This is a genomic window from Streptomyces atroolivaceus (assembly GCF_000717025.1).
Lineage (GTDB): Bacteria > Actinomycetota > Actinomycetes > Streptomycetales > Streptomycetaceae > Streptomyces > Streptomyces atroolivaceus.
This window is the reverse complement of sequence record NZ_JNXG01000019.1, coordinates 70,532-96,994: the sequence shown is the minus strand read 5'-3', so window position 1 is coordinate 96,994 and position 26,463 is coordinate 70,532. Positions and strand designations below refer to the sequence as shown.

General features: G+C 70.5%; 23 protein-coding genes, 1 tRNA gene and 1 pseudogene. 14 read left to right on the top strand and 11 right to left on the bottom strand.

The genetic code is table 11. The features are described 5' to 3' along the window. Positions 1-36: 36 nt before the first annotated feature. The 3 genes from OO67_RS30995 to OO67_RS30985 all read right to left on the bottom strand — a co-directional run bounded on the left by OO67_RS30995 (position 37) and on the right by OO67_RS30985 (position 4,579). Positions 37-2,565 carry an ABC transporter permease gene (locus OO67_RS30995; RefSeq protein WP_033305114.1) on the bottom strand — a complete coding sequence of 843 codons (2,529 nt, stop codon included), beginning with the start codon at positions 2,563-2,565 and terminating at the stop codon, positions 37-39. A 56-nt stretch (positions 2,566-2,621) separates the two neighbouring features. Further along, positions 2,622-3,389 carry an ABC transporter ATP-binding protein gene (locus tag OO67_RS30990; RefSeq protein WP_033305113.1) on the bottom strand — a complete coding sequence of 256 codons (768 nt, stop codon included), beginning with the start codon at positions 3,387-3,389 and terminating at the stop codon, positions 2,622-2,624. 170 nt (positions 3,390-3,559) lie between these two features. Next, on the bottom strand, positions 3,560-4,579 hold the full coding sequence (locus OO67_RS30985) for a LacI family DNA-binding transcriptional regulator (RefSeq protein WP_033305112.1): 1,020 nt from the start codon (positions 4,577-4,579) through the stop codon (positions 3,560-3,562). Positions 4,580-4,803: 224 nt separating this feature from the next. Between OO67_RS30985 and OO67_RS30980 the strand changes: the two genes are divergently transcribed. The 8 genes from OO67_RS30980 (at position 4,804) to OO67_RS30945 (ending at position 14,300) form a co-directional block, all read left to right on the top strand. Then, entirely contained in the window at positions 4,804-6,537 is a 1,734-nt protein-coding gene (locus OO67_RS30980; protein WP_033305111.1) for an ABC transporter substrate-binding protein, read from the top strand. Positions 6,538-6,625: 88 nt separating this feature from the next. Continuing rightward, a complete protein-coding gene (locus OO67_RS30975; protein WP_033305110.1) occupies positions 6,626-7,621 on the top strand; it encodes an ABC transporter permease in 996 nt (331 codons plus the stop codon). Further along, complete coding sequence (locus OO67_RS30970) at positions 7,618-8,535, top strand: ABC transporter permease (RefSeq protein ID WP_033305109.1); 918 nt, start codon at positions 7,618-7,620, stop codon at positions 8,533-8,535. Before OO67_RS30975 ends, OO67_RS30970 begins: the two co-directional genes overlap by 4 nt. Before the next feature lie 4 nt (positions 8,536-8,539). Then, on the top strand, positions 8,540-9,484 hold the full coding sequence (locus OO67_RS30965; RefSeq protein ID WP_033305108.1) for an ABC transporter ATP-binding protein: 945 nt from the start codon (positions 8,540-8,542) through the stop codon (positions 9,482-9,484). Further along, positions 9,466-10,377, top strand: coding sequence for an ATP-binding cassette domain-containing protein (locus tag OO67_RS30960; protein ID WP_244300360.1), 912 nt, complete (start codon positions 9,466-9,468; stop codon positions 10,375-10,377). The genes OO67_RS30965 and OO67_RS30960 overlap by 19 nt, the downstream gene beginning before the upstream one ends. Next, on the top strand, positions 10,374-12,779 hold the full coding sequence (locus tag OO67_RS30955; RefSeq protein WP_033305107.1) for a glycoside hydrolase family 2 protein: 2,406 nt from the start codon (positions 10,374-10,376) through the stop codon (positions 12,777-12,779). Before OO67_RS30960 ends, OO67_RS30955 begins: the two co-directional genes overlap by 4 nt. Before the next feature lie 250 nt (positions 12,780-13,029). Then, positions 13,030-13,116, top strand: a tRNA-Leu gene (locus OO67_RS30950). A gap of 296 nt (positions 13,117-13,412) precedes the next feature. Beyond that, positions 13,413-14,300: a Bax inhibitor-1/YccA family protein gene (locus tag OO67_RS30945; protein ID WP_033305106.1), complete on the top strand. Its 888-nt coding sequence runs from the start codon at positions 13,413-13,415 to the stop codon at positions 14,298-14,300. A 75-nt stretch (positions 14,301-14,375) separates the two neighbouring features. Here OO67_RS30945 and OO67_RS37335 read toward each other — a convergent pair. Further along, positions 14,376-14,642: pseudogene (locus OO67_RS37335) on the bottom strand (DUF4287 domain-containing protein); the annotation flags it as partial. Positions 14,643-14,695: 53 nt separating this feature from the next. On the opposite strand from OO67_RS37335, the gene OO67_RS30940 reads away from it, so the two are divergent. Further along, entirely contained in the window at positions 14,696-15,025 is a 330-nt protein-coding gene (locus OO67_RS30940) for a hypothetical protein (protein ID WP_033305105.1), read from the top strand. Here OO67_RS30940 and OO67_RS30935 read toward each other — a convergent pair. The 3 genes from OO67_RS30935 to OO67_RS30925 form a co-directional block, all read right to left on the bottom strand. After that, the gene (locus OO67_RS30935) at positions 15,022-15,861 is read right to left on the bottom strand and encodes a hypothetical protein (RefSeq protein ID WP_244300359.1); all 840 of its coding nucleotides are present in this window, start codon (positions 15,859-15,861) and stop codon (positions 15,022-15,024) included. The two genes, OO67_RS30940 and OO67_RS30935, sit on opposite strands and share 4 nt — an antisense overlap. Before the next feature lie 353 nt (positions 15,862-16,214). Then, on the bottom strand, positions 16,215-17,435 hold the full coding sequence (locus OO67_RS30930) for an acetyl-CoA C-acetyltransferase (protein ID WP_033305103.1): 1,221 nt from the start codon (positions 17,433-17,435) through the stop codon (positions 16,215-16,217). A 157-nt stretch (positions 17,436-17,592) separates the two neighbouring features. Beyond that, positions 17,593-18,636 carry an SGNH/GDSL hydrolase family protein gene (locus tag OO67_RS30925; protein WP_033305102.1) on the bottom strand — a complete coding sequence of 348 codons (1,044 nt, stop codon included), beginning with the start codon at positions 18,634-18,636 and terminating at the stop codon, positions 17,593-17,595. A 155-nt stretch (positions 18,637-18,791) separates the two neighbouring features. On the opposite strand from OO67_RS30925, the gene OO67_RS30920 reads away from it, so the two are divergent. After that, positions 18,792-20,195 carry a cystathionine beta-synthase gene (locus OO67_RS30920; protein WP_033305101.1) on the top strand — a complete coding sequence of 468 codons (1,404 nt, stop codon included), beginning with the start codon at positions 18,792-18,794 and terminating at the stop codon, positions 20,193-20,195. Positions 20,196-20,499: 304 nt separating this feature from the next. On the opposite strand, the gene OO67_RS30915 is transcribed toward OO67_RS30920, so the two are convergent. Next, entirely contained in the window at positions 20,500-20,916 is a 417-nt protein-coding gene (locus OO67_RS30915; RefSeq protein WP_033305100.1) for a hypothetical protein, read from the bottom strand. Between the two features lie 129 nt (positions 20,917-21,045). Here OO67_RS30915 and OO67_RS30910 point away from each other — a divergent pair, with 129 nt between their 5' ends. Then, positions 21,046-21,849, top strand: a complete 804-nt coding sequence (locus OO67_RS30910; protein ID WP_033305099.1) for a maleylpyruvate isomerase family mycothiol-dependent enzyme — start codon at positions 21,046-21,048, stop codon at positions 21,847-21,849. A gap of 108 nt (positions 21,850-21,957) precedes the next feature. Continuing rightward, on the top strand, positions 21,958-22,755 hold the full coding sequence (locus OO67_RS30905; protein ID WP_033305098.1) for an SAM-dependent methyltransferase: 798 nt from the start codon (positions 21,958-21,960) through the stop codon (positions 22,753-22,755). 82 nt (positions 22,756-22,837) lie between these two features. On the opposite strand, the gene OO67_RS30900 is transcribed toward OO67_RS30905, so the two are convergent. After that, positions 22,838-23,419 carry a thioredoxin domain-containing protein gene (locus tag OO67_RS30900; protein ID WP_033305097.1) on the bottom strand — a complete coding sequence of 194 codons (582 nt, stop codon included), beginning with the start codon at positions 23,417-23,419 and terminating at the stop codon, positions 22,838-22,840. Positions 23,420-23,614: 195 nt separating this feature from the next. Beyond that, complete coding sequence (locus tag OO67_RS30895; RefSeq protein WP_244300358.1) at positions 23,615-24,190, bottom strand: hypothetical protein; 576 nt, start codon at positions 24,188-24,190, stop codon at positions 23,615-23,617. 313 nt (positions 24,191-24,503) lie between these two features. Here OO67_RS30895 and OO67_RS30890 point away from each other — a divergent pair, with 313 nt between their 5' ends. Beyond that, complete coding sequence (locus OO67_RS30890; RefSeq protein ID WP_033305096.1) at positions 24,504-25,352, top strand: MurR/RpiR family transcriptional regulator; 849 nt, start codon at positions 24,504-24,506, stop codon at positions 25,350-25,352. Positions 25,353-25,512: 160 nt separating this feature from the next. Next, on the top strand, positions 25,513-26,052 hold the full coding sequence (locus tag OO67_RS30885; RefSeq protein WP_033305095.1) for a hypothetical protein: 540 nt from the start codon (positions 25,513-25,515) through the stop codon (positions 26,050-26,052). Between the two features lie 10 nt (positions 26,053-26,062). Here the strand turns inward: OO67_RS30885 and OO67_RS30880 are convergent, their stop codons facing one another. Further along, on the bottom strand, positions 26,063-26,437 hold the full coding sequence (locus OO67_RS30880; RefSeq protein ID WP_033305094.1) for a hypothetical protein: 375 nt from the start codon (positions 26,435-26,437) through the stop codon (positions 26,063-26,065). Positions 26,438-26,463 lie beyond the last annotated feature (26 nt).

Genomic DNA, 26,463 nt, shown 5'->3' with positions numbered 1-26,463 from the left:
CCCGCACTGCGGGTACCGCCCCTCCGTGCCCCTCGCCTACTCCGTCTTGATCGCGGTCAGCATGTTCAGCTTCGCGCCGCTGCGGGCCGGCCAGAGGGAGGCCAGGACGCCCACGAGGCCCGCGAGGACCAGGAAGAGCGCGAGCCGGTCCCAGGGGATGACCAGGGCGTAGCCCGGGATGGAGGCCGAAAGGCTCTTCCCGATGGCCCAGCCGAGGAACGTGCCCAGGCCCACGCCGACCACCGCTCCGAAGAGCGAGATGACGACGGCCTCCAGCCGGATCATGCGCTTGACCCTGCGCCGGTCCAGGCCGATCGCCCGCAGCATGCCGATCTCCTGCTGACGTTCGAAGACGGACATGGCCAGCGTGTTGACGACCCCAAGGACCGCGATGACCAGGGCCATCGCCAGCAGCGCGTACATGATGTTCAGCGCCGTGTTGATGAACCCGCCGAACATGTCCCTGATGCCCTGGCGGTCCATGACGCTCATCGCCGGGTTGTCGCCGAGCGCGTCGATCACGGCCTTCTCGTTGGCGGCGCTCTGTCCGCCGTCCATGGTCAGCCAGACCTCACGGATGTCGGCGACGCTCTCGTGCGGGTCGACGACGTCCTCGGGGATCAGGACCGGGGAGAGGAACTCGTTGCCCTCGTAGAGGGCGCCGACCTTCAGGGTCTCCTTCTTCTCGTCGTCGAACGTCACGGGCACACTGTCGCCGGTCTTCCAGCCGTGCGACTTCGCGGTCTTGCGGTCGACGGCGATCTCGCCGTCCTTCAGCGAGGAGAGTGATCCGGAGACCACCTTCAGGTTGAAGACCTTCTCGACGTCGCCCGGGGTGACCCCGGAGGCGGAGACACCTCCCTTGCCGGCGGTGAGCCAGACGGCCCGCTGGGGAGTGGCCGCGGCGACACCGTCGGCCTTGCGCAGGGCGGCGAGCGCCGACTCGTCGAGCGAGTCCCCGCTGGCCATCGAGACCATGTAGTCGGCCCGGATGTTGTCCGTCGTCATCTTGTCGATGGCCTGGCCGAGCGTGACGCCGAGCACGGAGATGCCGGTGACCAGGGTGAGTCCGATCGCCAGGGCGGAGGCGGTGGCTCCGGTCCGGCGCGGATTGCGGACCGCGTTCTGGGCGGCCAGCTTGCCGGACACCCCGAAGAGCCTCCGCAGCAGCGGACGTGCCAGGGCGATCACCGGCCGCGAGAGCAGCGGGATGAGCACGATGACACCGATCAGGGCGAGGAACGCCCCGCCACCGAGCAGCCACCGGCCGTTCTCGTCGCCCTGAGCGGCACCGGCGACGATCAGGGCGGACCCGATGAGGGTGATCACCGCGCCGAACGAGTTCCGCACGACCAGCGACTTGGTGGTAGCCACCGCGTGCACGCTGCTCATGGCCGCCACCGGCGGGATCTTGGCGGCGCGACGGGCGGGCAGCCAGGCGGCGAACACGGTGATCAGCACGCCGACGGCGAACGCGGAGGCGACCGCTGTGGGGGAGACGACCAGCGGGCCGGCAGGGATCTTCCCGCCGAACATGCCCATCGCGGAGCGCAGCCCCGTGGCGAGGCCGACGCCGAGCAGGAAGCCGGTCACCGAGGCGATCAGACCGACCACACCGGCCTCGAGCAGGATGGCCCTCTTGACCTGCCGGCGGGAGGCGCCGACGGCGCGCATCAGGGCGAGTTCCTTGGTGCGCTGGGCGATGAGCATGGTGAAGGTGTTGGCGATCAGGAACACGCCGACGAAGAGCGCGATGGCCGCGAAGGCCAGCAGCATCGAGTTGAGGCTCTTGAGGCCGGACTCGGTCATCTCGGCCTCCTCGTCCGCGAGGGCGGCGCCCGTCTTGGCCTCCGCGTTCTCGGGGAGCAGGGGCTTCACGGCGTCCAGAAGCCGCTGGTCGGACGCCCCGGCATCGGCGGTCACGGTGACGTCGCTGAACTGTCCGGGCCGCAGGTAGAGCTGCTGGGCGACCTCGGTCTCGAAGAGGACCAGGCTGCCGCCCGCGTTCACGGCGCCGTCCTCGGTGGTGAAGACTCCGGAGAGGGTGTACTCCTTCACCGGCCCGTTGGTGGCGACCCGTACCGGGGCGCCCACGCGGTACTCGCCCTTGTTCGCGGTCTCCTTGTCGAGGGCGATCTGGCCGGCCTTCACCGGCCCCGTTCCCTCGGTGAACGTGTACTGCGCGTCCTTGCCGTCGGTACCCGGGGAGTAGTTGGAACCGGTGTTGGACCAGCCGTTGCCGATGAGCTTGCCGTCCGGGTCGGCGACGCCCGCGAATCCGGAGACCCGGCCGGTGGCCTCCGCCACGCCGTCGAGGTCCTCGATCTTCTCGAGGGTGGCCTCGTCGACGGCGGGGGTCTCCTCGTCGCCGCGCTCGGCCCAGGTGGTGACGGCGACGGCCACCTTGTCGTAGTTCTTGGCGGACTGGTTGCGGAAGGCGTTGCCGAGGGTGTCGGTGAAGACCAGGGTGCCGGAGACGAAGGCGACGCCGAGCATCACGGCGAGCACGGTCATCAGCAGTCTGGCCTTGTGCGCAAGCACATTGCGCACGGCGGTACGGAACATGTGTGGATTCCTGGGGAGTTCGGGATGCGGAGGGGAAGGGGCGGACAGCCGTCGTGTCAGCTGGTGCGGCCCTTCGCGTCGAACGCCTTCATCCGGTCGAGGACCCCGTCGGCGGTGGGGCTGATCATCTGGTCGACGACCGCCCCGTCGGCCAGGAAGATCACCCGGTCCGCGTAGGAGGCGGCCACCGGGTCGTGGGTCACCATCACCACGGTCTGGCCGAGCTCGCGCACCGAGTTGCGCAGGAAGCCGAGGACCTCGGCGCCCGAGCGGGAGTCGAGGTTGCCGGTCGGCTCGTCACCGAAGATGATCTCCGGCTGCGAGGCCAGGGCGCGGGCCACCGCGACGCGCTGCTGCTGCCCGCCGGAGAGCTCCGTGGGGCGGTGCTTCAGCCGCTCGGAGAGGCCTACCATGTCGATGACCTTCTGCAGCCAGGCGGCATCGGGCTTACGGCCGGCGATGTCCATCGGCAGGGTGATGTTCTCCAGGGCGGTCAGCGTGGGCAGCAGGTTGAAGGCCTGGAAGATGAAGCCGATCTTGTCCCGTCGCAGCTGGGTGAGCTGCTTGTCCTTCAGCGTCCCCAGCTCGGTCTCGCCGATGCGCACGGAACCGCTGCTGAAGCTGTCCAGACCGGCCACGCAGTGCATCAGCGTGGACTTGCCGGAACCCGACGGGCCCATGATCGCGGTGAACTCCCCCTGCGGGAAGTCCACGGTCACCCGGTCGAGGGCGACCACCTGGGTCTCACCCTGGCCGTAGACCTTCGACAGCTCCGCGGCGCGGGCGGCGACCGCGGTGGTGCGGTGAACGGTGGTGGTGGTCACAGGGGGACTCCAGGTTCGTACGGCAGGTTCGCGGGGACCCCTCCATCGTCTCCGCCGTACCGTGCCGGGTCGTCAGCCCTCGTGCCCGTTCCCGGGGCCCTCTTGAGTCGCACCCTCCGGGCGGTCGCGTAGTCCTGAGGTAGGAGGGCGACCCGTAGTCCGCCGGTCCCTCAGCGGGGAGGGGCGGTGGAACCGCGGGGCACCAGACGGGCCGCCGCGTCCTCGAATCCGGGCGCCGAGCCGTCGGCCACCATCGCCAGCAGGGTACGGGCCGCGTGGGTTCCGTAGGCGGAGATGTCCCTGCTCAGAGCGGTCAGCGGAGGGCGCACGACGCGGGAGAGCTGGGAGTCGTCCCAGGCGACGAGAGAGAGGTCGGCGGGCACGTCGAGCCCCATCTCCTGGGCGACGGAGAGCCCGGCGACGGCCATGATGTCGTTGTCGTAGATGACGGCGGTCGGCCGCGCGGCCGAGCTGATCAGGCGCCGGGTCGCGTGCGCGCCCTCCTCGCCGGAGTAGTCGGTGTGCACCACCACCGGCTCCTCGAGCCCGAGTTCGGCGCTGATCTCGCGCTGGGCGCGGTCGCGCAGCTGGGTGTGGGTCAGCTCGGGCAGCCCGGCGACCCGGGCGACGGAGCGGTGGCCGAGCGCGGCCAGGTACGTCAGGGTGTCCCGCAGGGCCGCCGAGTCGTCCGACCACACCGGGGTGAGGGAACCCGCCGCCGAGGGATGGCCGATCACGACGGCGGGCATGCCCAGCTCGGCGATGCCCTCGATGCGCGGATCCGGCGAGCGCACATCGGCGAGGAACACCCCGTCCACCCGGCCCTCGCCCCACCAGCGGCGGTACATCTCCAGTTCCTGCACCGGGTCGGTGACGACCTGGAGGAGCAGGGCGCAGCCGCGGGCGGACAGTTCGGTCTCGATGCCGCTGATCAGCTCCATGAAGAACGGCTCGACGCCGAGCATCCTGGCGGGCCGGGACAGCGCGAGCCCCACGGTGTCGGCCCGGGCACGGGTGAGGGCGCGGGCCGCGCTGTTGGGCCGCCAGCCGATCTCCTGCGCGATGGCCTTGATGGAGGCGCGGGTCGCGGGGGAGACCCCGGGGCGGTCGTTCAGGGCGTACGACACCGCGACCTTCGACACCCCGGCGCGGCGCGCGATGTCGGCGATCGTGGGGCGGTGCTTGGACATGCGACCTCGCTTAACCGGTTCGTGTTCAAGGAGCATCCTAGCCGCAGGTCGCTGACCTCCGTCTTCCCCGGCGCGGTCCAGACCTCTTGGAAATGCTGCGGAGAAACTGGAATGGGAGCGCTCCCTCGCTCTTGACACCGTCTCGGCCTCCCCATACCTTCACGGCACTTACCCGGTTCAGTAACTCCGCTCGGCAGGGACGGCGCGGGGGAAAAGGAGGGGCTATGGGTACGCGTACCCGGCTGCGGGTCACCACCGCACTCGCCGTGTTCACACTCGCCGCGACCGCCTGTACGGGAGGCGGCTCGGGGGCGGGCGGCACCGGCGGCCCGGTCGGCAAGGGCGGCTCGCTGCCGCGTGGTGAGACGCTCTACACGACCGGCACCCAGTGGGGGCCTCCGGCCAACTACAACCCGCTGCGCAACTGGGACCACGCGACCGGCACCAAGGGCCTGGTCTACGAGACGCTGTTCCACTTCGACCCGAACGAGGGCAAGCTGACGCCCTGGCTCGCGGAGTCGGGCAGCTGGACCGACGACAAGACGTACGAGGTGAAGCTGCGGCAGGGCGTCACCTGGGCGGACGGCAAACCGCTGACCGCCAAGGACGTGGCGTACTCCTACGGCCTCGGCAAGATCGAGGCGTCGGCCTTCCACTCGCTGTGGAGCTGGCTGTCCGACGCGAAGGCGGTGGACGAGACCACGGTCCGCTTCACCTTCAAGGAGGCCCGCTACCAGGAGTGGGACTACACCCTCTACGGCCAGCCGGTCGTCCCCGAGCACGTCTGGAGCCCGCGCACCGACGAGGACATCCTGAACGGCGTCAACGACAAGCCGGTCGGCACCGGGGCGTACAAGCTCAGGAGCAAGTCCCAGGACAGGGTCGTGTGGGAGCGGCGCGACGACTGGTGGGGCACCAAGGCCCTCGGCATGACGCCGGCCCCCCGCTACATCGTCGACGTCTCCAACCCGAGCAACGAAGTGGTCATCGGCCAGCTGGGTCAGGGCCAGCTGGACCTCAGCAACAACTTCCTGCCCGGCGCCTCCTCGCTGATCAAGAGCAAGAAGGCCGTGTCGTACTACGACGAGGCCCCCTACATGCTCTCGGCCAACACCGCCTGGCTGGTGCCCAACACCACCAGGAAGCCGATGGACGACGCCGCCTTCCGCCGGGCGCTCGCCGCCTCCGTCGACACCGGGAAGATCGTCAAGGGTGTGTACGGCGACCTGGTCAAGCTGGCCTCCCCGACCGGTCTGCTGCCGCAGTGGGAGCAGTTCGACGACAAGGCGCTCATCGCGGAGAAGGGCTTCACGCACGACGTGGCGGCGGCGAAGAAGGAGCTCGCGGACGCCGGTTACAAGGACACGGACGGCGACGGCTTCGTCGAGAACAAGGACGGCTCCGCCCTCAGCCTGAAGCTGGCCGTGCCCTCCGGCTGGACCGACTGGATGGAGGCGGCCAAGGTCATCGCCGCCGGGGCCAAGGACGCGGGCATCAAGATCAGCACGGAGTTCCCGGACCAGAACGCCCTCGGTGAGCAGCGCGGCAAGGGTGAGTTCGACCTCGTCATCAACAACGAGCGCCAGCTGTCCAACACCCCGTGGACGTACTACGACTACATGTTCCAGCTGCCGGTCCAGAAGCAGCAGAACACCGTCAACTTCGGGCGCTACGAGAACGAAGAGGCCTGGAAGCTGGTGCAGGCGCTGGGCGGGGTCAAGACCGACGACACGGCCGGCATGAAGGCCGCCGTCTCGAAGATCCAGGACATCCAGCTGACCGAGATGCCCATCATCCCGCTCTGGTACAACGGCCTCTGGTCGCAGTCCACCACCGGGACCTGGAAGAACTGGCCGTCGGACGCCGCCGGAGCTCCGAAGACGGCGCCGGCCCTGTGGCGCAACTGGCTGGAGATGGGCGGCTTCGAGACGCTCACGCAGCTGAAGCCCGCCAAGTGACGCGGCAGTTCTGATTCCATGACCGCCCCGTCGTGTGCGCACACCTGACCGTGCGCGCACGGCGGGGCTCTCCACCAGGGGAGCACTCTTGCGCCGCTACTTCGCCCGCAAACTTCTCATCTACGCGCTGACCTTCGTGGCCGCCGTCACCGTCAACTGGATGATCCCGCGCTTCATGCCCGGGGACCCGGTGGCGGCGATGGTGGCCAGGGCCCGGGTGTCCCAGCCCGAGGCCGCCGAGGCCATGCGCTCCTACTACAACAACCTGTTCGGATTCGACGAGCCCCTCTGGCAGCAGTACCTCCACTTCTGGGGCGCGCTCCTCCAGGGCGACTTCGGGATCTCCATCTTCGTCTTCCCCACACCCGTCGGTGACGTCCTGCTCGACGCGCTCCCGTACACCCTCGGCCTGATGATCCCGTCGGTCCTGCTCAGCTGGTTCGTCGGCAACTGGATCGGCGCACTGTCGGCACGCCGCAAGGTGCTGGACAACACCGTGCTGCCGGTCGGCTACCTGCTGACCGCGATGCCGTACATGTGGATCGCCGTCATCCTCGCCTGGGCGTTCGGCGCCAACGCCGGCTGGTTCCCCATATCGGGCGGGTACAGCCTGGACATCACCCCCGGCTGGAGCACCGCCTTCGTGCTGGACGCGCTGCACCACTGGGTGCTGCCGTTCCTCTCGCTCTTCCTCGTGGCGCTGGGCGGCTGGGCCATCGGCATGCGCAACATGATCATCTACGAGCTGGAGTCCGACTACTCCTCCTATCTGGCGGCCCTCGGCGCACCCCAGCGCCTGATCCGCCGCTACGCGTTCCGCAACGCGGTCCTGCCCCAGGTCACCGGCCTGGCGCTGCAGTTGGGCGTGCTGGTCGCCGGAGCACTCGTCACCGAGATCGTCTTTGCCTATCCGGGGCTCGGCTCCCTGATCCTGGCCTCGATCCAGAACCAGGACTTCTTCCTGCTCCAGGGGGCGTTCCTCTTCATCGTCATCGGCGTACTGATCGCCAACTTCCTCATCGACATCGTGTACGTCGTCGTCGACCCCCGCACCCGCACGGGCATGGCAGGAGGCACGTCATGAGCACACTGCCCGACCCGGCACCCGAGACCGCCGCCGCACCGGCGGCACCGTCCGCACCGGCGGCGAAGCCCGGCAGCGAGTGGCTGCACTACGCGGTGCGCAACCCCAAGCTGATCATCGGCGCCGTCCTCGTCGTCATCCTGCTCGCCGTCGGCGTCGTCGGCCCGATGCTGCTCGACAACGACAACCCGAACGAGTACGTCGGCCCCCAGGCCGCCGCGCCCGACGGCACCTACTGGATGGGCACCACCACCTTCGGCCAGGACGTGTACGCGCAGTTCGTGCACGGACTGCGCGCCACCTTCCTGGTGGGCGTCGTCGGCGGCGCGATCGCCGCGGTCATCGCCATGGTCGTCGGCTTCCTCGCCGGCTACCGGGGCGGACTCGTCGACGAGATCCTCAACATGCTCACCAACATCGTCCTGGTGCTCCCCGCCCTCGCGGTCCTGCTGATCATCAACGCCTACATGGGCGTGCGCAGCGTCGCCGTGCAGGGCCTGTTCATCGGGCTCACCTCGTGGCCCTGGGCGGCGCGCGCCATCAGGGCGCAGACGTTCTCGCTGCGGACCCGGGAGTTCGTGGACCTGGCCCGGCTCAGCGGGAGCGGCACCTGGCGGATCGTCTTCCGTGAGATCGCGCCCAACATGAGTTCGTACCTCTTCATGATGTTCATCCTGCTCTTCGGCGGGTCCATCCTCATCGCCTCCTCGCTCGACTTCATCGGGCTCGGCCCGACCGAAGGCGTCTCGCTCGGCCTGATGCTGCAGAGCGCCCAGCAGTGGAGCGCGCTGCAACTCGGCATGTGGTGGTGGTTCATCCCACCGGGCGCCGGGATCACCGCGATCGTCGGCGCGCTCTACGTCGCCAACGTCGGCCTCGACGAGGTCTTCAACCCGAAGCTGAGGGAGTCCTGAGCACATGACCCTGACCGTCAACGATCTGCGGGTCCACTACCGCACGCTGCGCGGCGAGGTCCGGGCCCTGGACGGCGTCGGCTTCGACCTGGCGGACGGCGAGATCCTGGGCCTGGCGGGCGAGTCCGGCTGCGGCAAGACCACACTCGGCAAGTCCCTGATCCGGCTGGACGGCCGGATGCGGCACGCGGGCGGCACCGTCACCCTGGACGGCGACGAACTGCCGCTGTCGGACGACCGCGCGATGAACGCCTACCGCTTCCACAAGATCTCGCTCGTCCCGCAGTACTCGATGAGCGCCCTGAATCCGACCCGCCGCATCGGCCGCATGATCCGCGAACTCCTCGCCTCACGCGGTGTGAGTGTGGACACCGGCGAACTCCACCGCAGGCTCGCACTGGTCGGCCTGGACCCCGATGTCCTGGAGCGCTACCCGATCGAGCTGTCCGGAGGCATGAAGCAGCGTGCCGTCATGGTGATCTCCACGCTGCTCGACCCCTCCGTCCTCATCGCCGACGAGGTCACCTCGGCCCTCGACGTCTCCAACCAGCAGGCCGTCGTCGGCGCTCTCAGAGGCCTCCGAGACAAGGGCCTGGTCACCAGCATGATCTTCGTGACCCACGACCTCGGCCTGACCTCGCACATCGCCGACTCGATCATGGTGATGTACGCGGGCAAGCTCGCCGAGAAGGCCCCCACGAAGGTGCTGACGACCGAGCCCCGGCACCCGTACACCAAGATGCTGATCGGCTCGCTGCCCCAGGTGGGCGCCCGTTACAAGGACAAGCCGCTCAGCGGCATCGAGGGATCCCCGCCCTCCCTGCTGAACCCGCCGGCCGGCTGCCGCTTCCGCGACCGCTGCCCGCTCGCCGACAGCCGGTGCGCCGAGGAGCCGCCGGTCGTCGAGGTAGCCCCCCGTCACTCCGTCGCATGCTGGAAGGCGGCCTGATGCTGACCCTCGACCGTGTCACCAAGACCTTCAGGGCCGGTGCCTTCGGCGGCGGCTCCGTCACCGCGGTGGACCGGGTGTCCTTCGAGGCGGCGCCCGGCGAACTGGTCTCCCTCATCGGCGAGAGCGGCAGCGGGAAGTCCACCATCGGCCGCATGGTCCTGGGGCTCACCGGGGTCAGTGCGGGCAGCCTCACCCTGGACGGCGAACAGGTCCGGCCGGGCAAGGACTTCTACCGCCGTGTCCAGGGCGTCTTCCAGGACCCCTTCAGCTGCTACAACCCCGTCTTCAAGGCCGACCGCGTCTTCGCCCTCGTCCGCCGCGCCTACCACCCGGGCGTCTCCGACAAGGAGTGGGCCGACCGGGTGGAGAAGGCGGTACGGGACGTACGCCTGGATCCGGGGCAGGTGCTCGGCCGCTACCCGCACCAGCTGAGCGGCGGCCAGCTGCAGCGCCTGCTCATCGCCCGCGCCCTCCTGCTCGACCTGCGTTTCCTGGTCGCCGACGAGATCACCAGCATGCTCGACGCCTCCACCCGCATCGACGTGCTCAACCTCCTCGCCGGCCTCAAGGAACGCGGCCTCGGCGTCCTCTACATCACCCACGACCTCTCGCTCGGCACCTACCTGGCCGAGAAGACGGTGGTGCTGCGGAAGGGCCGCGTCGTCGAACGCGGCGACACGCAGAAGGTCTTCGGCAACCCCCTCCACCCCTACACCCGCACCCTCCTGGCCGCGGTGCCCCGGCTGAACCAGCCCTGGACGTCCGCAGAACCCGTGGAGGCCTGCGCCTACCACGAGGGGGGCGCGCGGGACACCGACCTCCACGAGACCGAGCCCGGCCACTTCGTCGCCTGCGCCGGTCTCCCCGACTGCGGAAGGACCTCCGCGTGACTCCTCGCCACCTGCCCCTGCACGACGGCTGGACGCTCCATGCCGGCACCCCGGTTCCGGTGGGGCTCCCCACAGGCGGCGTCCCGGCGGCCGTCCCCGGCTGCGTCCACACCGACCTGCTGTCCGCCGGGCTGATCGACGACCCGTACCTGGACGACAACGAGAAACGGCTCGGCTGGATCGGCCGCACCGACTGGACGTACCGCAACGAATTCACCTGGTCGGCCGACGAGCACGCCTCCACCGACCTGTGCTTCGACGGCCTCGACACCGTCGCCACGATCCTGCTCAACGGCACGGAGATCGGCTCCACCGCCAACCAGCACCGCAGCTACCGCTTCCCCGTCCGGCCGCTGCTGCGTGAGGGCCTCAACACCCTCGTCGTACGCTTCACCGCCCCGTACACCTACGCCGAGGCGCTGCGCGACAAGCTCGGCGACCGGCCGGGCGCGTACACCGAGCCGTACCCCTTCATCCGCAAGATGGCCTGCAACTTCGGCTGGGACTGGGGCCCGACCCTGGTCACCTCCGGCATCTGGCGGCCGGTCGGGCTGGAGTCCTGGACCGGCCCGCGCATCGCCGAGGTGAAGGTCATCGGTGACCTCGACGGGGACGGGGTGCCGCGCCTGGCGCTCACCCTCGACGTCGAGCGGGCCGGGGACGGTCCCCTGGAGGCGTCGGTCGAGGTGGCGGGTGAACGCGCCGTGTTCACCGTCCCCGCCGGGGAGAACCGCGCCGCCGTCACCCTCGCCGTCCCCGGGGCGGAACGCTGGTGGCCGCACAGCCACGGCGAGCAGCCGCTGTACGACGTCACCGTCCGCCTCGGCGACAAGGCGTGGAGCGGCAGGACCGGGTTCCGGAGGGCCGGCCTGGAGCACGAGGCGTTCCGCATCTCCGTGAACGACGAGCCCGTCTTCGTACGCGGCGTGAACTGGATCCCCGACGACTGCTTCCCGGCCCGTGTCACCCGGCAGCGGATCTCCGACCGCTTCGACCAGGCGATCGCCATGGGCGTCAACCTGATCCGCGTCTGGGGCGGCGGCCTCTACGAGAGCGACGACTTCTACGAGCTGGCCGACGAGAAGGGGCTGCTGGTCTGGCAGGACTTCCCGTTCGCCTGTGCGGCCTACCCGGAGGAGCAGCCGCTGTACGACGAGGTGGCGGCGGAGGTCCGCGAGAACCTCGTCCGGCTCGCCCCGCACCCCTCGCTGGTGCTGTGGTGCGGCAACAACGAGAACCTGGAGGGCCACGCGGACTGGGGCTGGCAGGAGAAGCTGGAGGGCCGCTCCTGGGGCCACGCCTACTACCACGAGCTGCTGCCCGCCCTGTGCGCGGAGACCGACCCCTCCCGCCCGTACTGGCCGGGGTCGCCGTACTCCGGCTCCCCGGAGCTGCCCCCCAACGACCCGGCCCGGGGCACGGTCCACCTGTGGGAGGTGTGGAACCGGGTGGACTACCGCGCCTACGCCGACACGGCTCACCGCTTCGTCGCCGAGTTCGGCTTCCAGGGCCCGCCCGCGTACGCCACCCTCCGCCGTGCGATCAGCGGCCCGCTGGGCCTGGGCGCCCCGCTGATCGCCCACCACCAGAAGGCGGAGGACGGGGACGCGAAGCTGCTGCGAGGCCTCGGGGACCATCTTCCGCAGCCCACGTCCTTCGACGACTGGCACTGGCTCACCCAGCTGAACCAGGCCCGTGCGGTCGCCTTCGGCATCCGCCACTTCCGCTCCAACAGCCCGTACTGCATGGGTGCGATCGTGTGGCAGCTCAACGACTGCTGGCCGGTCGTGTCCTGGGCGGCCGTGGACGGCGACGGCCGCCGCAAGCCCCTCTGGTACGCCCTGCGCTCGGTGTACGCGGACCGGCTGATGGCCGTACGGGACGGATCCCTGCACCTGGTCAACGACTCGGCGCGGCTGTGGGAGGGAACGCTGCGGCTGACCCGCCGCTCCCTGGACGGTGCCGTCCTGGCCGAGGAGACGGTCGTGGTGGGCACGGCGGCCCGGGGGGTCACCCGGGTGCCGCTGCCGCCCTCGGTCGCCGAGCCGGCGGACAGCACGCGTGAGGTGCTGGTGGCGGAGCTGGGTGAGCTGCGGGCGGTCGAGTTCTACGAGGAGGACACCCGTCTCGCGCTGCCGCCGGCGCGGTACCACGCCACGGTCACCCAGGGTGACGAGTCGGGCATCGGCTACCGGGTCACGGTGACGGCGCGGACCCTGCTGCGCGATCTCGCACTGTTCCCCGACCGGCTGGACCCTGCCGCCGAGGTGGACGACATGCTGGTCACCCTGCTGCCCGGCGAGAGCGCGGTGTTCCACGTCACGGGCGCGGTGCTGAAGGACCCCGAGGCACTGCTGGCGCGGCCGGTTCTCCGGTGTGTCAACGACACCGTCGACGTGTGAGGTGGCGGGACCCTGGCGAACGGTGGCGCGGCCCATGGCGTGTGGGCCGTACGGGTGCGGCGAGTTTCCGTCAATCCCGTTTGCCGGGGTTCGTGCCCCTCGACCGGGCCGGGCGTGTGCTGATGCGGTGCGGGATGTCTGACGGACCCTCACACGGTCAATAAAATAAGACAACATCGAGTGGATGTTCCGCTGTTCGAGGGATGTCCCCGGATAGGGTCATGTGCCAGACGCGGAGCCGCGCGCCCACGCCCGGGTGGTGGAATGCAGACACGGCGAGCTTAAACCTCGCTGCCTCCTCGGGGGCGTGCCGGTTCGAGTCCGGCTCCGGGCACCACCCGCGCCGCCGGTGGGCCCGACCGGTCCCACGCCGTTCCGTCTCTCAGCCGCTTTACGACCGCCTTCACCGTGGGCGCGTCCCGGGGCCGAGTGATCACTGTGTGTGCAGGCGGCCGGCCTCCGCTCCCGCCGCCCTTTTGCGTTTTCACCTGGTGGGTACGAGTGTTTCCGTACCACGCCGGAGAGATCAGGGCCGCCGGCTCCGCGAAGATCCTCCTCCGGTACTAGGGTGATTGTTTTGCCTACCCATTACTCTTGTGGCAAGGCCACGCACGGTGGCCATGGAGGAGTGAAATGAGGAGCAGCAACCCGGTCTTCTCGCGACGGGGGTTCAGCCGCGACAACGGCCACGCGGGCTTCAACGCGGTGCCGCAGGCCGGGGCCCCCGCAGCGGGTGCCAACCCGTACGCGCAGGGCACCGCCGCCAACCCGTACGCGACGAACCCCTACGCCCAGCAGGACATCCAGTACGGCGCCCCGCAGGCGCCCGCGCGCTCCGGCGCGATGACGATCGACGACGTCGTCACGCGTACGGCGATGACGCTGGGCACCGTAGTGCTCACCGCCGCGCTCTCCTGGGCCCTGCTGCCGGTCGACGAGGCCAATCTCGGCAAGTCCTACGGCATCGCGATCGGCGCCGCCCTGGTGGCGTTCGTCTTCGCGATCATCCAGTCCTTCAAGCGCAAGCCCGCGCCCGCGCTGATCCTTGCCTACGCGGCCTTCGAGGGTGTCTTCCTCGGAGTGATCTCCAGCACGGTCAGCACCTACATCAGCCCTGGCACGGTGATGCAGGCGGTGATGGGCACGATGTGTGTCTTCGCCGGTGTCCTCATCGCGTACAAGATGCGCTGGATCCGCGTCACCCGCCGCTTCTACGGCTTCGTGATGGCCGCGGCCGTGGGCTTCGTGCTCCTGATGATGGTCAACCTGCTGTTCAGCGTGTTCGGCGGCGGTGACGGCCTCGGCTTCCGCAGCGGTGGCCTCGGCATCCTCTTCGGCGTCATCGGCATCATCCTCGGTGCGTGCTTCCTGGCCCTGGACTTCAAGCAGGTCGAGGACGGCATCAACTACGGCGCACCGCGCGAGGAGTCCTGGCTGGCGGCCTTCGGCCTCACCCTGACCCTGGTGTGGATCTACCTGGAGATGCTGCGTCTGCTCTCCATCATCAACGGGAACGACTGACCCCCGTACGCACGACGACGGAACGGCCCGCAGGCAGCGCCTGCGGGCCGTTCCGTCGTTGAGGGGCGCGGTCGAAAGGAGCTTCCGCGCGGCCCGTCTCAGGTCGTACTCGTGAATGATCGCCTTGGCGTGGCCGTAGGCGAGGTCGTGTTCGCCCCGCAGCCGGCTGCCCTTCTCCTCGAAGCGGAGGAGGGAGGGGCCTTCGTCGACGGTGCGGAGCCAGTCCGCGATGTCGCGGCCGGTGCGACCGGGGATCCGGGAGAGCAGGTTGTGACGGGTTTCTTCGCAGAAGACCTGAGGCCCGTCTCCGACGCGGTACGCGGTGCTGGTCCTTACCGACACCGTGCCCGAGCACGTGTTGGCAACCATGCGGTGGGGGCGCGTAGGGTCACGGCGTGCTCGATACGACGCCCCTGATCACCGCCGTGGACCGATTCGCCGACCGCCTGCGGAGCACCCCGCAGAGCCGGCTGCAGCGTGGCGTGGCCGCCGAGGCCCTGGAGACGGCGAGGGAGCTGTCCGCCAGGGCCCAGCGCGCCGAAGCGCCGGACCGGGAGCCGAGGACCATGCCGGACGTCGGGATATTCGCGGTGGGTGACCAGCTCGCCGTCGCGGGACGCGACCTGGCCGTCGCACTGGAAACGGCCTCGTCCCAGGAGCTGGACGAGGCCGTGCGTCGTGTCGAGGAGGCGGCGGCGCGGGCCTTCGCACCCGGGCCGCGCTAGAACGAGGCGATGACGCGGTCGGCGAGGATGTAGACGTTCTCCTTGCCGCACGAGAACGTCAGCGCGTAGGCGCCAGAGACCCCGGAACCGCCCAGCAGCACCGGCTGCTCACCGGAGCGCAGCGAGTCGGCGAGCCGCTCGGCGGTCTCCCGGTGGCCCGGGGTCATACAGAGCGTGGTGCCGTCGGCGAAGACGTAGACATCGAGGGTCCCGAGGGGGCCGGGGCGCACGTCGGTGAGCTCCGTGGCCGTATCGGCGAGCCGCTCCAGGCGGTTCACGGTACGCTCATGGTCGGTGACCACGGGTGTCTGGACCGGCACGAAGTCCGGGTGCGAGGGGTGACGGCGACGGGCCGCGGCCAGCTCGGCGGAGTCCTCGGCGTACTCCGCGTACCCGGTGACCTCGGGCATGTCGGTGAGCTCTGCCAGCTCCGCGAGCTCGTCCAGGGCGTCACCCGCTTCGAGGTCCATCGCCTCCAGGCCCGCGAAGTCGCTCTGCCGGGGCATGAAGAACGGGGCGTCCTCGCCGAGCCCGCCCAGCAGCGACGGGGCGTCGGAGGCGTCGCGTGCCTCCTGGGCCGCCCAGAAGGCGCGGGCCTCCGCGAGCTCGCGCTCCCGTTCCTCGGCGAGGGCGTCGGCGACGGCCGCGCGTATCTCCTCGGCGGGGGAGCCGGTGCTCCGGTTCAGCTGCTCGGGCACGGACGCGTGAAGACTTCGTCCTTCCGCCAGCTCCGTGCGCAGGGCTGTGACCTGCTTGCGCAGCCCGTGAGCAGCGTGCAGAGCGGCGGCGCCGACGGCCGTGGCAGCGGCGGTGGTCAGCAACAGGGCAAACGGCATGGCGCTCACTGACATACTCCCGGTTTCAATCGACACCCCCGACTTCCTACATCAGCTTGTCTTGTACCGGTACCTGCTGTCAGTGCATTACGTCACGAATTGGACAGGTCTTTGGGCCCGCTGTTCAGCCCTGGGGCGGGTGTGACCTGCGAGAACGACTCTCCCCCGGGACGCAGATCACATCCTGGGGGAGATTCAGTCACGATCGGAGCTCGGCCGGTTCAACACGGCCCTCGCGCGGGAGGGGCGGGGCCGTTCGCCGACGCCACCGCGCGTCTCTGCGGCTCGCTTCGCCTGCGCTGCGGGCAGGTGCCGCCCTCGTTCCTCGGGCGGCCCCTACCCTCCGCTGCGGCTCAGCTCAGCCGCTCGATGACCATGGCCATGCCCTGGCCGCCGCCCACGCACATCGTCTCCAGGCCGAACTGCTTGTCGTGGAACTGCAGGCTGTTGATCAGGGTGCCGGTGATGCGTGCACCCGTCATGCCGAAGGGGTGGCCGACGGCGATCGCGCCACCGTTGACGTTGACCTTGTCCAGCGGCAGACCGAGGTCCCTGTAGGACGGGATGACCTGGGCGGCGAACGCCTCGTTGATCTCGGCCAGGTCGATGTCGTCGACGGTCAGACCGGCGCGCTTGAGCGCCTGCTTGCTGGCCTCGACCGGTCCGTAGCCCATGATCTCGGGGGAGAGGCCGGAGACGCCGGTGGACACGATGCGGGCCAGCGGGGTGAGGCCCAGCTCGCGCGCCTTGGTGTCGGACATGATCACGAGTGCGGCGGCGCCGTCGTTGAGCGGGCAGCAGTTGGCCGCGGTGACGAGTCCGTCGGGGCGGAACACCGGCTTCAGGCCCTGGACGCCCTCCAGGGTGACGCCCGCGCGGGGGCCGTCGTCCTTCGAGACGACCGTGCCGTCCGGCGTGGTCACGGGGGTGATCTCGCGCTCCCAGAAGCCGTTCTTGATGGCTTCCTCGGCGAGGTTCTGCGACCGGACGCCGAACTCGTCCATGTCCTGGCGGGTGACGCCCTTGATCCGGGCCAGGTTCTCGGCGGTCTGCCCCATCGCGATGTACGCGTCCGGGACGAGGCCCTCCTCGCGCGGGTCGGTCCAGCTCGTGCCCTCCTGCTCCGCCCGGGCGGCGGTGCGGGCCTCGGCGTCGGCGAAGAGCGGGTTGTGCGTGTCCGGCAGGCTGTCGGAGTTGCCCTTCGCGAAGCGGGACACCATCTCGACACCGGCGGAGATGAAGACGTCGCCCTCGCCGGCCTTGATGGCGTGCAGCGCCATGCGGCTGGTCTGCAGGGAGGACGAGCAGTAACGGGTGACCGTACAGCCGGGGAGGTGGTCCATCCCCATCTGTACGGCGATGATGCGGCCCAGGTTGTTGCCCTGCTCGCCGCCGGGAAGGCCGCAGCCGAGCATCAGGTCGTCGATGTCCTTCGGGTCCAGCTCGGGGACCTTGGCCAGCGCCGTCTGGATGATCGTCGCGGTCAGGTCGTCGGCGCGCAGATCCTTGAGGGACCCCTTGAAGGCCCGGCCGATGGGCGAACGGGCAGCAGAGACGATCACGGCTTCGGGCATCACGCGGCTCCATGAGGGCTGGAAGGCAGGAAGGCTGGGCTGCCTTGGAAGTTACCCGGACGTACAGCTGAGGTCACCCGACAGGCGATGTGATGCGGACCTCTTTTCTAAGCAACCGCTCAGTCGCCCGCATTGTTCCCCCGCAGGGGTGGCGCGGTCAGGCCCGCCGCCACGTCGCCCCCGACCCGTGCCCGGGCCCGCGGCCGCTGTCCGTTCCCGTGTCCGTGTCCTCGTGCGGCACCGGTTCGGTGTGCGCGGGCAGGCGCCGGCGCCTGCGGTGCTTGAGCAGGGCCCACGGCGCCCGTGCCGCCGTCACCTCGGTGCCCGCCTCCCGCGCGGCCCTGGAGGCGGCCTTGGCCACCGGCAGCATGCCCTCGCGCCGCGAGCCGTCCAGGCGGTCGGACTCCGGCCACAGGCCGAGGGCCGCGCACACGGTCGGCAGCATCGCCATGGCGGCGGTCGCGTACCCCTCGGCCGAGGGGTGGTAGTTGTCGGGGCCGAAGAGCTCGCGGGGGTTCGCCTCGAACTCCGGGCCGAGCAGGTCACCCAGCGAGACCGTCCGTCCGCCCTGTTCCACCGCGCCGATCGTCTGGGCCGCCGCCAGCTGCCGGCTCACCCGCCGGGCCAGCCACCGCAACGGCTGGTAGACCGGCTCGATGGTGCCCAGGTCCGGACAGGTGCCCACGACCACCTCCGCGCCGGCCGTGCGCAGGCGCCGTACGGCCGTGCTGAGGCAGCGCACCGACTGCGTCGCCGGCATCCGGTGGGTCACGTCGTTCGCACCGATCATGATCACGCAGACGTCGGGCACTCCTGCCCGATCCGCCAGCACCAGGGAGACCTGCCGCTCCAGATCGTCCGACCGGGCGCCCGGCAGGGCCACGTTGCGGAAATCCACCGGGCGCTCGGCCACCGCCGCCAGCCCGGAGGCCAGCAGCGCCCCCGGGGTCTGTCCGGCCCTGCGCACGCCCTGGCCGGCGGCGGTCGAGTCGCCGAGCAGGACGAAGCGCAACGGGTCGGCGGGACCGGCGAAGGCCACCCCGTACCGGCCGTCCGCACTCGGTGGGACCGGTGCCTTCCCCCCGCCCACCAGCCGCTTGGCCAGCTGCACCTCGGCCAGCACCAGGCCCACCGTCGCCGCGCCGATCAGCCCGACGCTGCCGCCCCCGTACGCCGCACCCGCAGCGATCCGCCGTGCCACCCTCGCTCTCGACACAGTCCGGTCCACCTCCTCCGTGCCGCACAGCCGTTCACAGCACTACCTGCCCCGTGGAGGGCGTAGCTCAATCGCTTCGTCCAATCTCGTGCCCGTACGCATACTCTTGCCTGACACCCACGGAGACCCCGGAGTACACGGTGCAATTCCACGATTCGATGATCAGTCTTGTCGGCAACACCCCGCTCGTCAGGCTGCGCAATGTGTCGGCAGGCATTCAGGCGACGGTCCTGGCCAAGGTCGAGTACTTCAACCCCGGCGGTTCGGTGAAGGACCGCATCGCGCTGCGCATGATCGAGGCCGCCGAGCAGAGCGGTGAGCTGAAGCCCGGCGGCACGATCGTCGAGCCCACCAGTGGCAACACCGGTGTGGGCCTCGCGATCGTCGCCCAGCAGAAGGGCTACAAGTGCGTCTTCGTCTGCCCGGACAAGGTGTCCACGGACAAGATCAACGTCCTGCGCGCATACGGTGCGGAGGTCGTCGTCTGCCCGACGGCCGTAGACCCCGAGCACCCGGACTCGTACTACAACGTCTCCGACCGCCTGGTCCGTGAGACGCCGGGAGCCTGGAAGCCCGACCAGTACTCCAACCCCAACAACCCGCGGTCGCACTACGAGACCACGGGTCCCGAGCTCTGGGAGCAGACGGACGGGCGGATCACCCACTTCGTCGCGGGCGTCGGCACCGGCGGGACCATCACCGGTACGGGCCGCTATCTCAAGGAGATCAGCGAGAACCGCGTGCGGGTCGTCGGCGCGGACCCGGAGGGGTCCGTCTACTCCGGCGGCTCCGGCCGTCCCTACCTCGTGGAGGGGGTCGGCGAGGACTTCTGGCCGAGCGCCTACGACCGCACGGTCACGGACGAGATCGTCGCGGTCTCGGACAAGGACTCCTTCCAGATGACCCGCCGCCTCGCCAAGGAGGAGGGCCTGCTCGTCGGAGGTTCCTGCGGTATGGCGGTCGTCGCGGCCCTGGAGGTCGCCGAGCGCCTCGGCCCCGAGGACGTGGTGGTCGTCCTGCTGCCGGACAGCGGCCGCGGCTACATGAGCAAGATCTTCAACGACGAGTGGATGGCCGACTACGGCTTCCTCGAGGACGCCGGTCCCTCGGCCCGGGTCGGCGCGGTGCTCGACTTCAAGGACGGCCCGCTCCCCTCACTCGTCCACATGCACCCCGAGGAGACGGTCGGCGAGGCCATCGACGTGCTGCGCGAGTACGGCGTCTCCCAGATGCCGATCGTGAAGCCGGGCGCGGGGCACCCCGACGTGATGGCCGCCGAGGTCATCGGATCCGTCGTGGAGCGTCAGCTCCTCGACGCGCTGTTCACCCAGCGGGCCACGCTGTCCGACCCGCTGGAGAAGCACATGTCGGCCCCGCTGCCGCAGGTCGGCTCGGGGGAGCCGGTCGAGGACCTGATGGCCGTGCTCGGTGGCACGGACGGCGCCGACGCGGCGATCGTCCTCGTCGAGGGCAAGCCGACGGGCGTCGTGAGCAGGCAGGACCTGCTGGCCTTCCTGGCGAAGGGCGCGGCTCCCAAGCAGTAACGCCGTTTTCCGGGCTTCGCACAAACGGTACGAGCGCGACACGTCGACGCAGCACCGGCTTAACACGGCTCCGGCACAGTAAGGGGTGTCGGCGGGGGAACCCGCCGGCACCACGAACGGCGACACGGACTACGGAGCGGCTCCCGGACCTCCACCGTCGCCTGGACGCGGCACCCGGCCCTGACCCGGGACCGCGTCCCTCGCGGGGACCGCCGTCGTCCCGCCCCCTGGGCAACCGGGGGTGCGGCGGTCCCCGCGATTATTCATGCGCGGAAACCAGCCCGTCCCGGTCACCCCGGCAGGCTCAGCCGTCCCAGTCGGACGAGGCCCGCCGCCTGCTCGTGGACCACGGCCACCCGCGGGCGGCGTGCACGGCGTTCACGCCGACGATCCCCAGCCAGGCCACGACGAGCCCCTTGATCCCCGCGTTCGCGACGCCGATCGCGGACAGGGGGACGGCCAGGACCAGCGAGGCGACCCCGAAGCCGAACCGCTCCCCGAAGTTCCCGGCCGGCGGGGCGGGCCGCACGCCGCGGGCGGCGGCCATCTGCTGCTCGGCGAGCTGTCGCCTCGTCCGTTGGTCGTTCGTGCCGGCGAGCCTCTGCTCGACCTTCTCCAGGAACGAGTCGATGAGTGCGGACTCGTACTCCGGCCCCAGTTCGCTGCGGGCCTTCAGGGTGGCGTCGAGCTCTCGCCTGAGCTCAGGGTCACGGGCTTCCATACGCCTCACGGTACGAAGGCCGGGCGCCCCGGTCATTGGGGTTAGCCCCCCTGTTTCGGCGGCCCGCAGGGCAGGGCGGGGCGCCGCCCGGCGGCGTAGCGTGGGCTACGGGAGACGGGAGGCGCGCCCATGGCCACCACGACATCGTCCGCCCGGGACATCCCCCGCACGTCCCGAACGCGGGCCCGACTGCTCAACGAGGCCGAGCTGCGGGCGACGCTCTCCTCGTTCCGTGAGGTGCCCGACGGGGACTGGCGGCGCCCGACCGTCTGTACCGGCTGGACCGTCCGGGACATGCTGTCCCACACCGTCGGCCAGTACGAGGAACTGCCCCGTCCCTGGGTCGCCGTGCGCCGGATCCGGCAGGCCGCGCGGACCCATCCGGAGCTCGGCCGGCTGGACGGGCACAACGAGGTCCAGATCGACGACCGGAAGGCCGTACCGGGGCGTGAACTCATCGGCGCCCTCGCGCACTTCGCCCCCCAGGGCCTCATCGCCCTGCGCCGCACCCCGACCGCCGTCAGCCGCAGGATCCGGCCGAGCTGGCTCTATCCGGAGGCGAAGGCTCTGCCCGACGACTCGATGGACTACCTGGGGAACGTCATCGTCGCCCGCGACACCTGGATGCACCGGGTGGACCTCAGCGACGCCACCGGTGCCGAGCTGGTCCTCGACGGGCACGACCGGGAGATCATGGACCAGGTGGTGCTGGATCTGGCCCTCGCCTGGACGGGCCCCGCAGCGGAGATCGACCTCCACGGCCCCGCGGGAGGGCGCCGTCTACTGGGCATCGGCACCCCGACGGTCACCCTCCACGCCGACGCGGTCGACTTCGCCCGGCACCTGTCGGGGCGACCGGCGCGCGGCCGTCCGGAGCTGGAGGGCGAGCCCGGGGCGCGGGCCGCGCTGATGGCGGCACGTGTCGTGTTCTGATCCCCGCGGGTGGGAGCCCGGAACGGTCCGGGCTCCCCTCGTGGGCGTAACGGGCCTATGTAGGCTGCGTGCTGACCGTGCGCCAGGCCGACGCCTCCAGGAGGAGCAGTGCCCGAGCAGGCGGACCGGATCAACACGTCGCAGCCCCACACCGCCCGGATCTGGAACTACTGGCTGGGCGGCAAGGACAACTACCCCGTCGACCAGGCGGCCGGTGATCACATCCGCACGCTGCACCCCGGCATCGGTGACTACGCCCGGGAGGACCGGCTGTTCCTCGGGCGGGCGGTGAGCCATCTGGTGGCCGACCGCGGGATCCGGCAGTTCCTCGACATAGGCACCGGCCTGCCGACGGCCGACAACACCCATGAGGTCGCTCAGCGGCTGGCGCCGGAATCGCGCATCGTCTACGTCGACAACGACCCGCTGGTGCTGGCCCACGCGCGCGCCCTGCTCACCAGCACCCCCGAAGGCAGGACCGACTACCTCGACGAGGACCTGCGCAACGTCGACGTGATCCTGGAGCACGCGGCGAAGACGCTGGACCTCACCGAACCGGTCGCGCTCGTCCTGCTGGGAGTGGTCATCTTCATCGAGGACGACGCCGAGGCGTACGGGCTGGTCCGCCGTTTGACGGACGCCCTGCCGTCCGGGAGCCATCTCGTCCTCTCCCACACGGTCACCGATCCGTCGATGCCCGACGTGGACGCGGCCGTGGCCTTCTGGAACGAGAACGGCACGCCGAAGCTGACGCAGCGGACGCCCCGCGACGTCACCCGGTTCTTCGACGGTCTGGAGCTCCTCGATCCCGGTGTGGTGTCGTGCAGCCGGTGGCGGCCCGGGCCGGGCCGCGACGGCCTGCCCGACGAGGTGGCCATGTTCGGCGGGGTCGCGCGCAAGCCCTGACGGCACGCGGCCCCGAGTGCGCGCACGGCCGCGAGGACTCGCACGGTCCTGGCGGCACCTGCGGTCCGGGCGGGCCGGCTTTTCACGGGGGAGTCACCTCGGCGAGGAAGGCCTCCGGGGTGACCGCGTATCCCATGGCGTTGATGACGGGGACCGGGGTGCGGTCGATCAGCACCGTCGGGGTCGACCGGACGCCGCTCGTCCCGAAGGCCGCCGACACCTGCGCCGCCCAGGGAAGGTAGGTGCGCTCCATGACCTTCTGCCGGAAGGTGTCGCCGTGCAGCGCCTCGATCCCGCCGGCCAGCCGCAGCAAGTTGTCCCGGTCGGCGAAGGCGTCCACGTCCTCGCTGGGCTGATCGGCGTACAAGGCCCGCAGGTAGTGCATGAACGGTTTCTGTCCCTCGTCGGCGGCGGCTCCCAGTGCGGCCAGCGCTTCCAGGGATCCGCTGCCGCCCGCGGCGTCGTCGATGAACGTGCCGAAGTGGTGGTCCACCGCGAATCCGCCCTCGTCCGCGGCCCGCTCCATCACGGCTCCGAGGGCGAGCTCCATGCGCTTGCAGTAAGGGCAGCGCAGATCGGCGTAGACGCTCAGCACGTGCGCGGCATCGGTGTCGCCGTAGCGGACGATGACGCCGCCCGGCCCTCTCGTATTGGCTGGGATCATGACCCCAGGGTCGGCAGGGGAGGGCGGTCCCGCAATGCGAGCGGGCGGCGCGGGCCCACGCGTGGCGTCGCTGCCGTGTCCGGACCGTCCAGAGGCCCCGGACCGGTCAGGAGGTCCCGGTCCGGAGGTCCCCGGACCGGTCAGGAGGCCCGGGGCGAGGGAAGGGGCGGCGGTCGTACCGGCCGGCCTCGTCCGTCAGAAGTTGCCGTTGGACAGGATCTCGCCCTTCTCGTCGTAGATGGTGACCAGGCCGTTTTCCGAGTCCTTCCAGTCGGCGAACGCGGAGGCGAGCAACTTGCCCTCACCCTGGTGCGGGCCCATCAGGCCGCCCGTGAAGTCTGTGTAGACGTCGGCGGAGTCCAGGATCCCGTTGGACTCGTCCGCACCCTGGACCTTGGTGATGTGCCCGGCCGCGGCCTTCTCCGCGGCGGTCCCGTTCTCCTCGATGAAGGCCTTGAACCGGTCGGCCTGAGAGAGCTCCTTCTCAAGGGCGGCCTTGTCGTCGGCCTTCTCGGCGGGTTCGGCGGCAGCCTGTTTCTGCGGGGCGGTGGCTGCCGTGTCGGAGCCCTTGCCCGGGTCGTCCCCGCCGCTCGCGGCGATTCCGACGACGACCATGAAGGCGAACACGCCGCCGACCACCGTGAGCACCTTGTGCCGGGCGAACCAGGACTTCTCAGGCTGAGGCTGGTGCGGCGGAACCGGTCCGCCCGGATAGCCGGCAGGGCCGCCCTGGTAGGGCTGCTGAGGGTTCTGCGGATACTGCTGGGACATGGAGGACGGCTTCCTGACGGGGCGGATGGAACGGGGTGGGGATGAGGCCACCGGCGAGGGCACGGATTCTTCACATCCTGCTGCGCTGCTGTGGATCAGACGGCTCTCCAGAAGGAATTCACCGATGAGAGCGACAGCCCGTGGCGCGGCGTTGACGCCTGGGCCGATCAGGGGGTGTGGATGGGCTGGTCCTGGCGGCATGAGGTCCCGGCCGTGTCCGGACCGTGGGCTGTATATGGACATGCAGAGCACTTGCTGACTGAATGGATTCCTCGGCGCCGGACCGGTGCGCCGGAACTCCGAAGGGGACAGCATGAGCGGGAGCAGCCCGGCTGCACGGTTGCAGCGGCTCTTCGAGGGGCAGCGGCTCACGCCCACCCAGCGGCGTATCGCGCACTCGATGGTGCGGCGGGCCGCCGATGCTCCCTTCCTGTCGAGTGTGGAGCTCGCGGAGCTGGCCGGTGTCAGTCAGCCGTCCGTCACCCGCTTCGCCGTGGCGCTGGGCTTCGACGGGTACCCGGCGCTGCGCAAGCACCTGAGGGAGGTCACCCCGGACGGAGCGGCCGACGGCCGTGGCGTGGAGGAGAGCCTCAACGAGTACCAGCAGGCGGTGCTGGCGGAGATCGAGAATCTGCGGCAGCTGTCCGAACTGCTCGCCGACCCGGCCCCGGTGGAGCGGGCGGGGCGGTTGCTCGCCGCCTCCAGGCCCCTGCTCGTGCTCGGGCTGCGGGCCGCCTCCTCGCAGGCCAGGGGGTTCGGGTACTTCGCCGCCAAGGTGCACCCGGAGGTACGGGTGCTCGACGAAGGCGGCAGCATGCTGCACGACCGCATCGACGCCGCCAGGCGGGCGGGTGCGAGCGCGCTGATGTGCTTCGCGCTGCCGCGCCACCCGCGCGAGGCCGTGGACGCGCTGGCCTACGCGCGGGAGCAGGGGCTGACCGTGGTGACCGTGGCCGACTCGGCGTTCGCCCCGGTGGCGGCCCACAGCGATCTGCTGATCCCGGCCGCGGTGGGGACGGGGCTGGCCTTCGACACCGCGTGTGCTCCGATGCTGCTCGGGCGGGCCTTGCTGGAGGCCATGTGCGACGGGCTGCCGGAGGCGCAGGCCCGGCTGGAGGACTTCGACGCGAGGGCCGCCGCGCGGGGCCTCTTCGTCGAGTAGCCGGAGCTTCCGGGCGCGCGGCCGGATCTCCGGGCGGCCGGTTCCGCCGATTCTCAGACGTCGCTCATCTGTGCCTATTAATCTCCGCGCCCAGAAGGTCCACAGAGGCACGTGGGAGAGGGGTACGGACGTGGGGCGCGGAGCGCAGTCGTTGGCGAGGGTGGCCGTGATCGTACGGGCGGGGGCCGCGCCCTTGTGGTGGCCGGGGCTGCTGGCGGCGGCCGTCGGGGCGTTCGTACCGGGCCTCACCGGCCGGCGGATCGGACTGCTGGCAGGGGGCGCGCTGTTCCTGGTGACCCTGGCCGCCGTCGCGTTCGTACGGACGGGGCGGTACGCGGAGCTCGCGAAGGGTGCCACGCGGGCCGGACGCGGCGACTTCCTCCAGGACCGGGACGTGACCGTGCGGAACTGGCGGCGCGGCCACCGCTGGTGGCTGGCCGGTGCGTTCCTCGTGGCGGTCGCGAGTGCGTACGTGCTGCCGGGGGCCGGCGGGCTCGTGCTGGCCGGTGCCGGGGCCGGGCTGTGGCTGAAGGCCGTACGGCTGGGGCAGCGGGAGCGGCGGGACGACGTCCTGTACTGGGTGCGGACCGACTGGGTGGAGCGGGGCCGCCCGGCGGGGAAGCATGTGAGGGCCTACCGGACGACCGGGCCCGTGGCGGGGGACGCCGCACCCGGAGGGGCGCGGCGTCGCCGCCGGTGAGAACGCCGGGTCAGACCTCCAGGTCCGCTTCGATCTTCCGCAGCTGGTGGCGGGCCATCGCGAGGTTGGCCCGGCCGCCGTCCAGCACGAGGTAGAGGAACAGGCCGTTGCTGCCACGGGTCTTGAGCAGCCGGATCAGGTGGTACTGGGTGCCGAGGGTGATCAGGATGTCCTCGATCTCGTCCTTGATGCCCAGGTGCTCCATGGTCCGGAGCTTCGCCCGGACCACGTCGGTGTTGCCGGCCGCCGCGACCTCCAGGTTGAAGTCCTTGCCACCGCCCAGGGTGCCCAGGGCCATGCCGCTGGTGTAGTCGACGAGTGCGACACCGAGGGTCCCCTCGATCGACGCCATCGCATCCTTCAGTGACGCTTCGGTGTTGGCCATAGTGCTCGTTTCCTTTCCCTGGCCGG

Coding starts and splice junctions, on each gene's coding strand:
- OO67_RS30995 (WP_033305114.1), bottom strand. CDS start 2,565: ATGTTCCGTACCGCCGTGCGCAATGTGCTTGCGCACAAGGCCAGACTG.
- OO67_RS30985 (WP_033305112.1), bottom strand. CDS start 4,579: ATGTCCAAGCACCGCCCCACGATCGCCGACATCGCGCGCCGCGCCGGG.
- OO67_RS30980 (WP_033305111.1), top strand. CDS start 4,804: ATGGGTACGCGTACCCGGCTGCGGGTCACCACCGCACTCGCCGTGTTC.
- OO67_RS30970 (WP_033305109.1), top strand. CDS start 7,618: ATGAGCACACTGCCCGACCCGGCACCCGAGACCGCCGCCGCACCGGCG.
- OO67_RS30965 (WP_033305108.1), top strand. CDS start 8,540: ATGACCCTGACCGTCAACGATCTGCGGGTCCACTACCGCACGCTGCGC.
- OO67_RS30960 (WP_244300360.1), top strand. CDS start 9,466: ATGCTGGAAGGCGGCCTGATGCTGACCCTCGACCGTGTCACCAAGACC.
- OO67_RS30945 (WP_033305106.1), top strand. CDS start 13,413: ATGAGGAGCAGCAACCCGGTCTTCTCGCGACGGGGGTTCAGCCGCGAC.
- OO67_RS30935 (WP_244300359.1), bottom strand. CDS start 15,861: ATGCCGTTTGCCCTGTTGCTGACCACCGCCGCTGCCACGGCCGTCGGC.
- OO67_RS30930 (WP_033305103.1), bottom strand. CDS start 17,435: ATGCCCGAAGCCGTGATCGTCTCTGCTGCCCGTTCGCCCATCGGCCGG.
- OO67_RS30915 (WP_033305100.1), bottom strand. CDS start 20,916: ATGGAAGCCCGTGACCCTGAGCTCAGGCGAGAGCTCGACGCCACCCTG.
- OO67_RS30910 (WP_033305099.1), top strand. CDS start 21,046: ATGGCCACCACGACATCGTCCGCCCGGGACATCCCCCGCACGTCCCGA.
- OO67_RS30900 (WP_033305097.1), bottom strand. CDS start 23,419: ATGATCCCAGCCAATACGAGAGGGCCGGGCGGCGTCATCGTCCGCTAC.
- OO67_RS30895 (WP_244300358.1), bottom strand. CDS start 24,190: ATGTCCCAGCAGTATCCGCAGAACCCTCAGCAGCCCTACCAGGGCGGC.
- OO67_RS30890 (WP_033305096.1), top strand. CDS start 24,504: ATGAGCGGGAGCAGCCCGGCTGCACGGTTGCAGCGGCTCTTCGAGGGG.
- OO67_RS30880 (WP_033305094.1), bottom strand. CDS start 26,437: ATGGCCAACACCGAAGCGTCACTGAAGGATGCGATGGCGTCGATCGAG.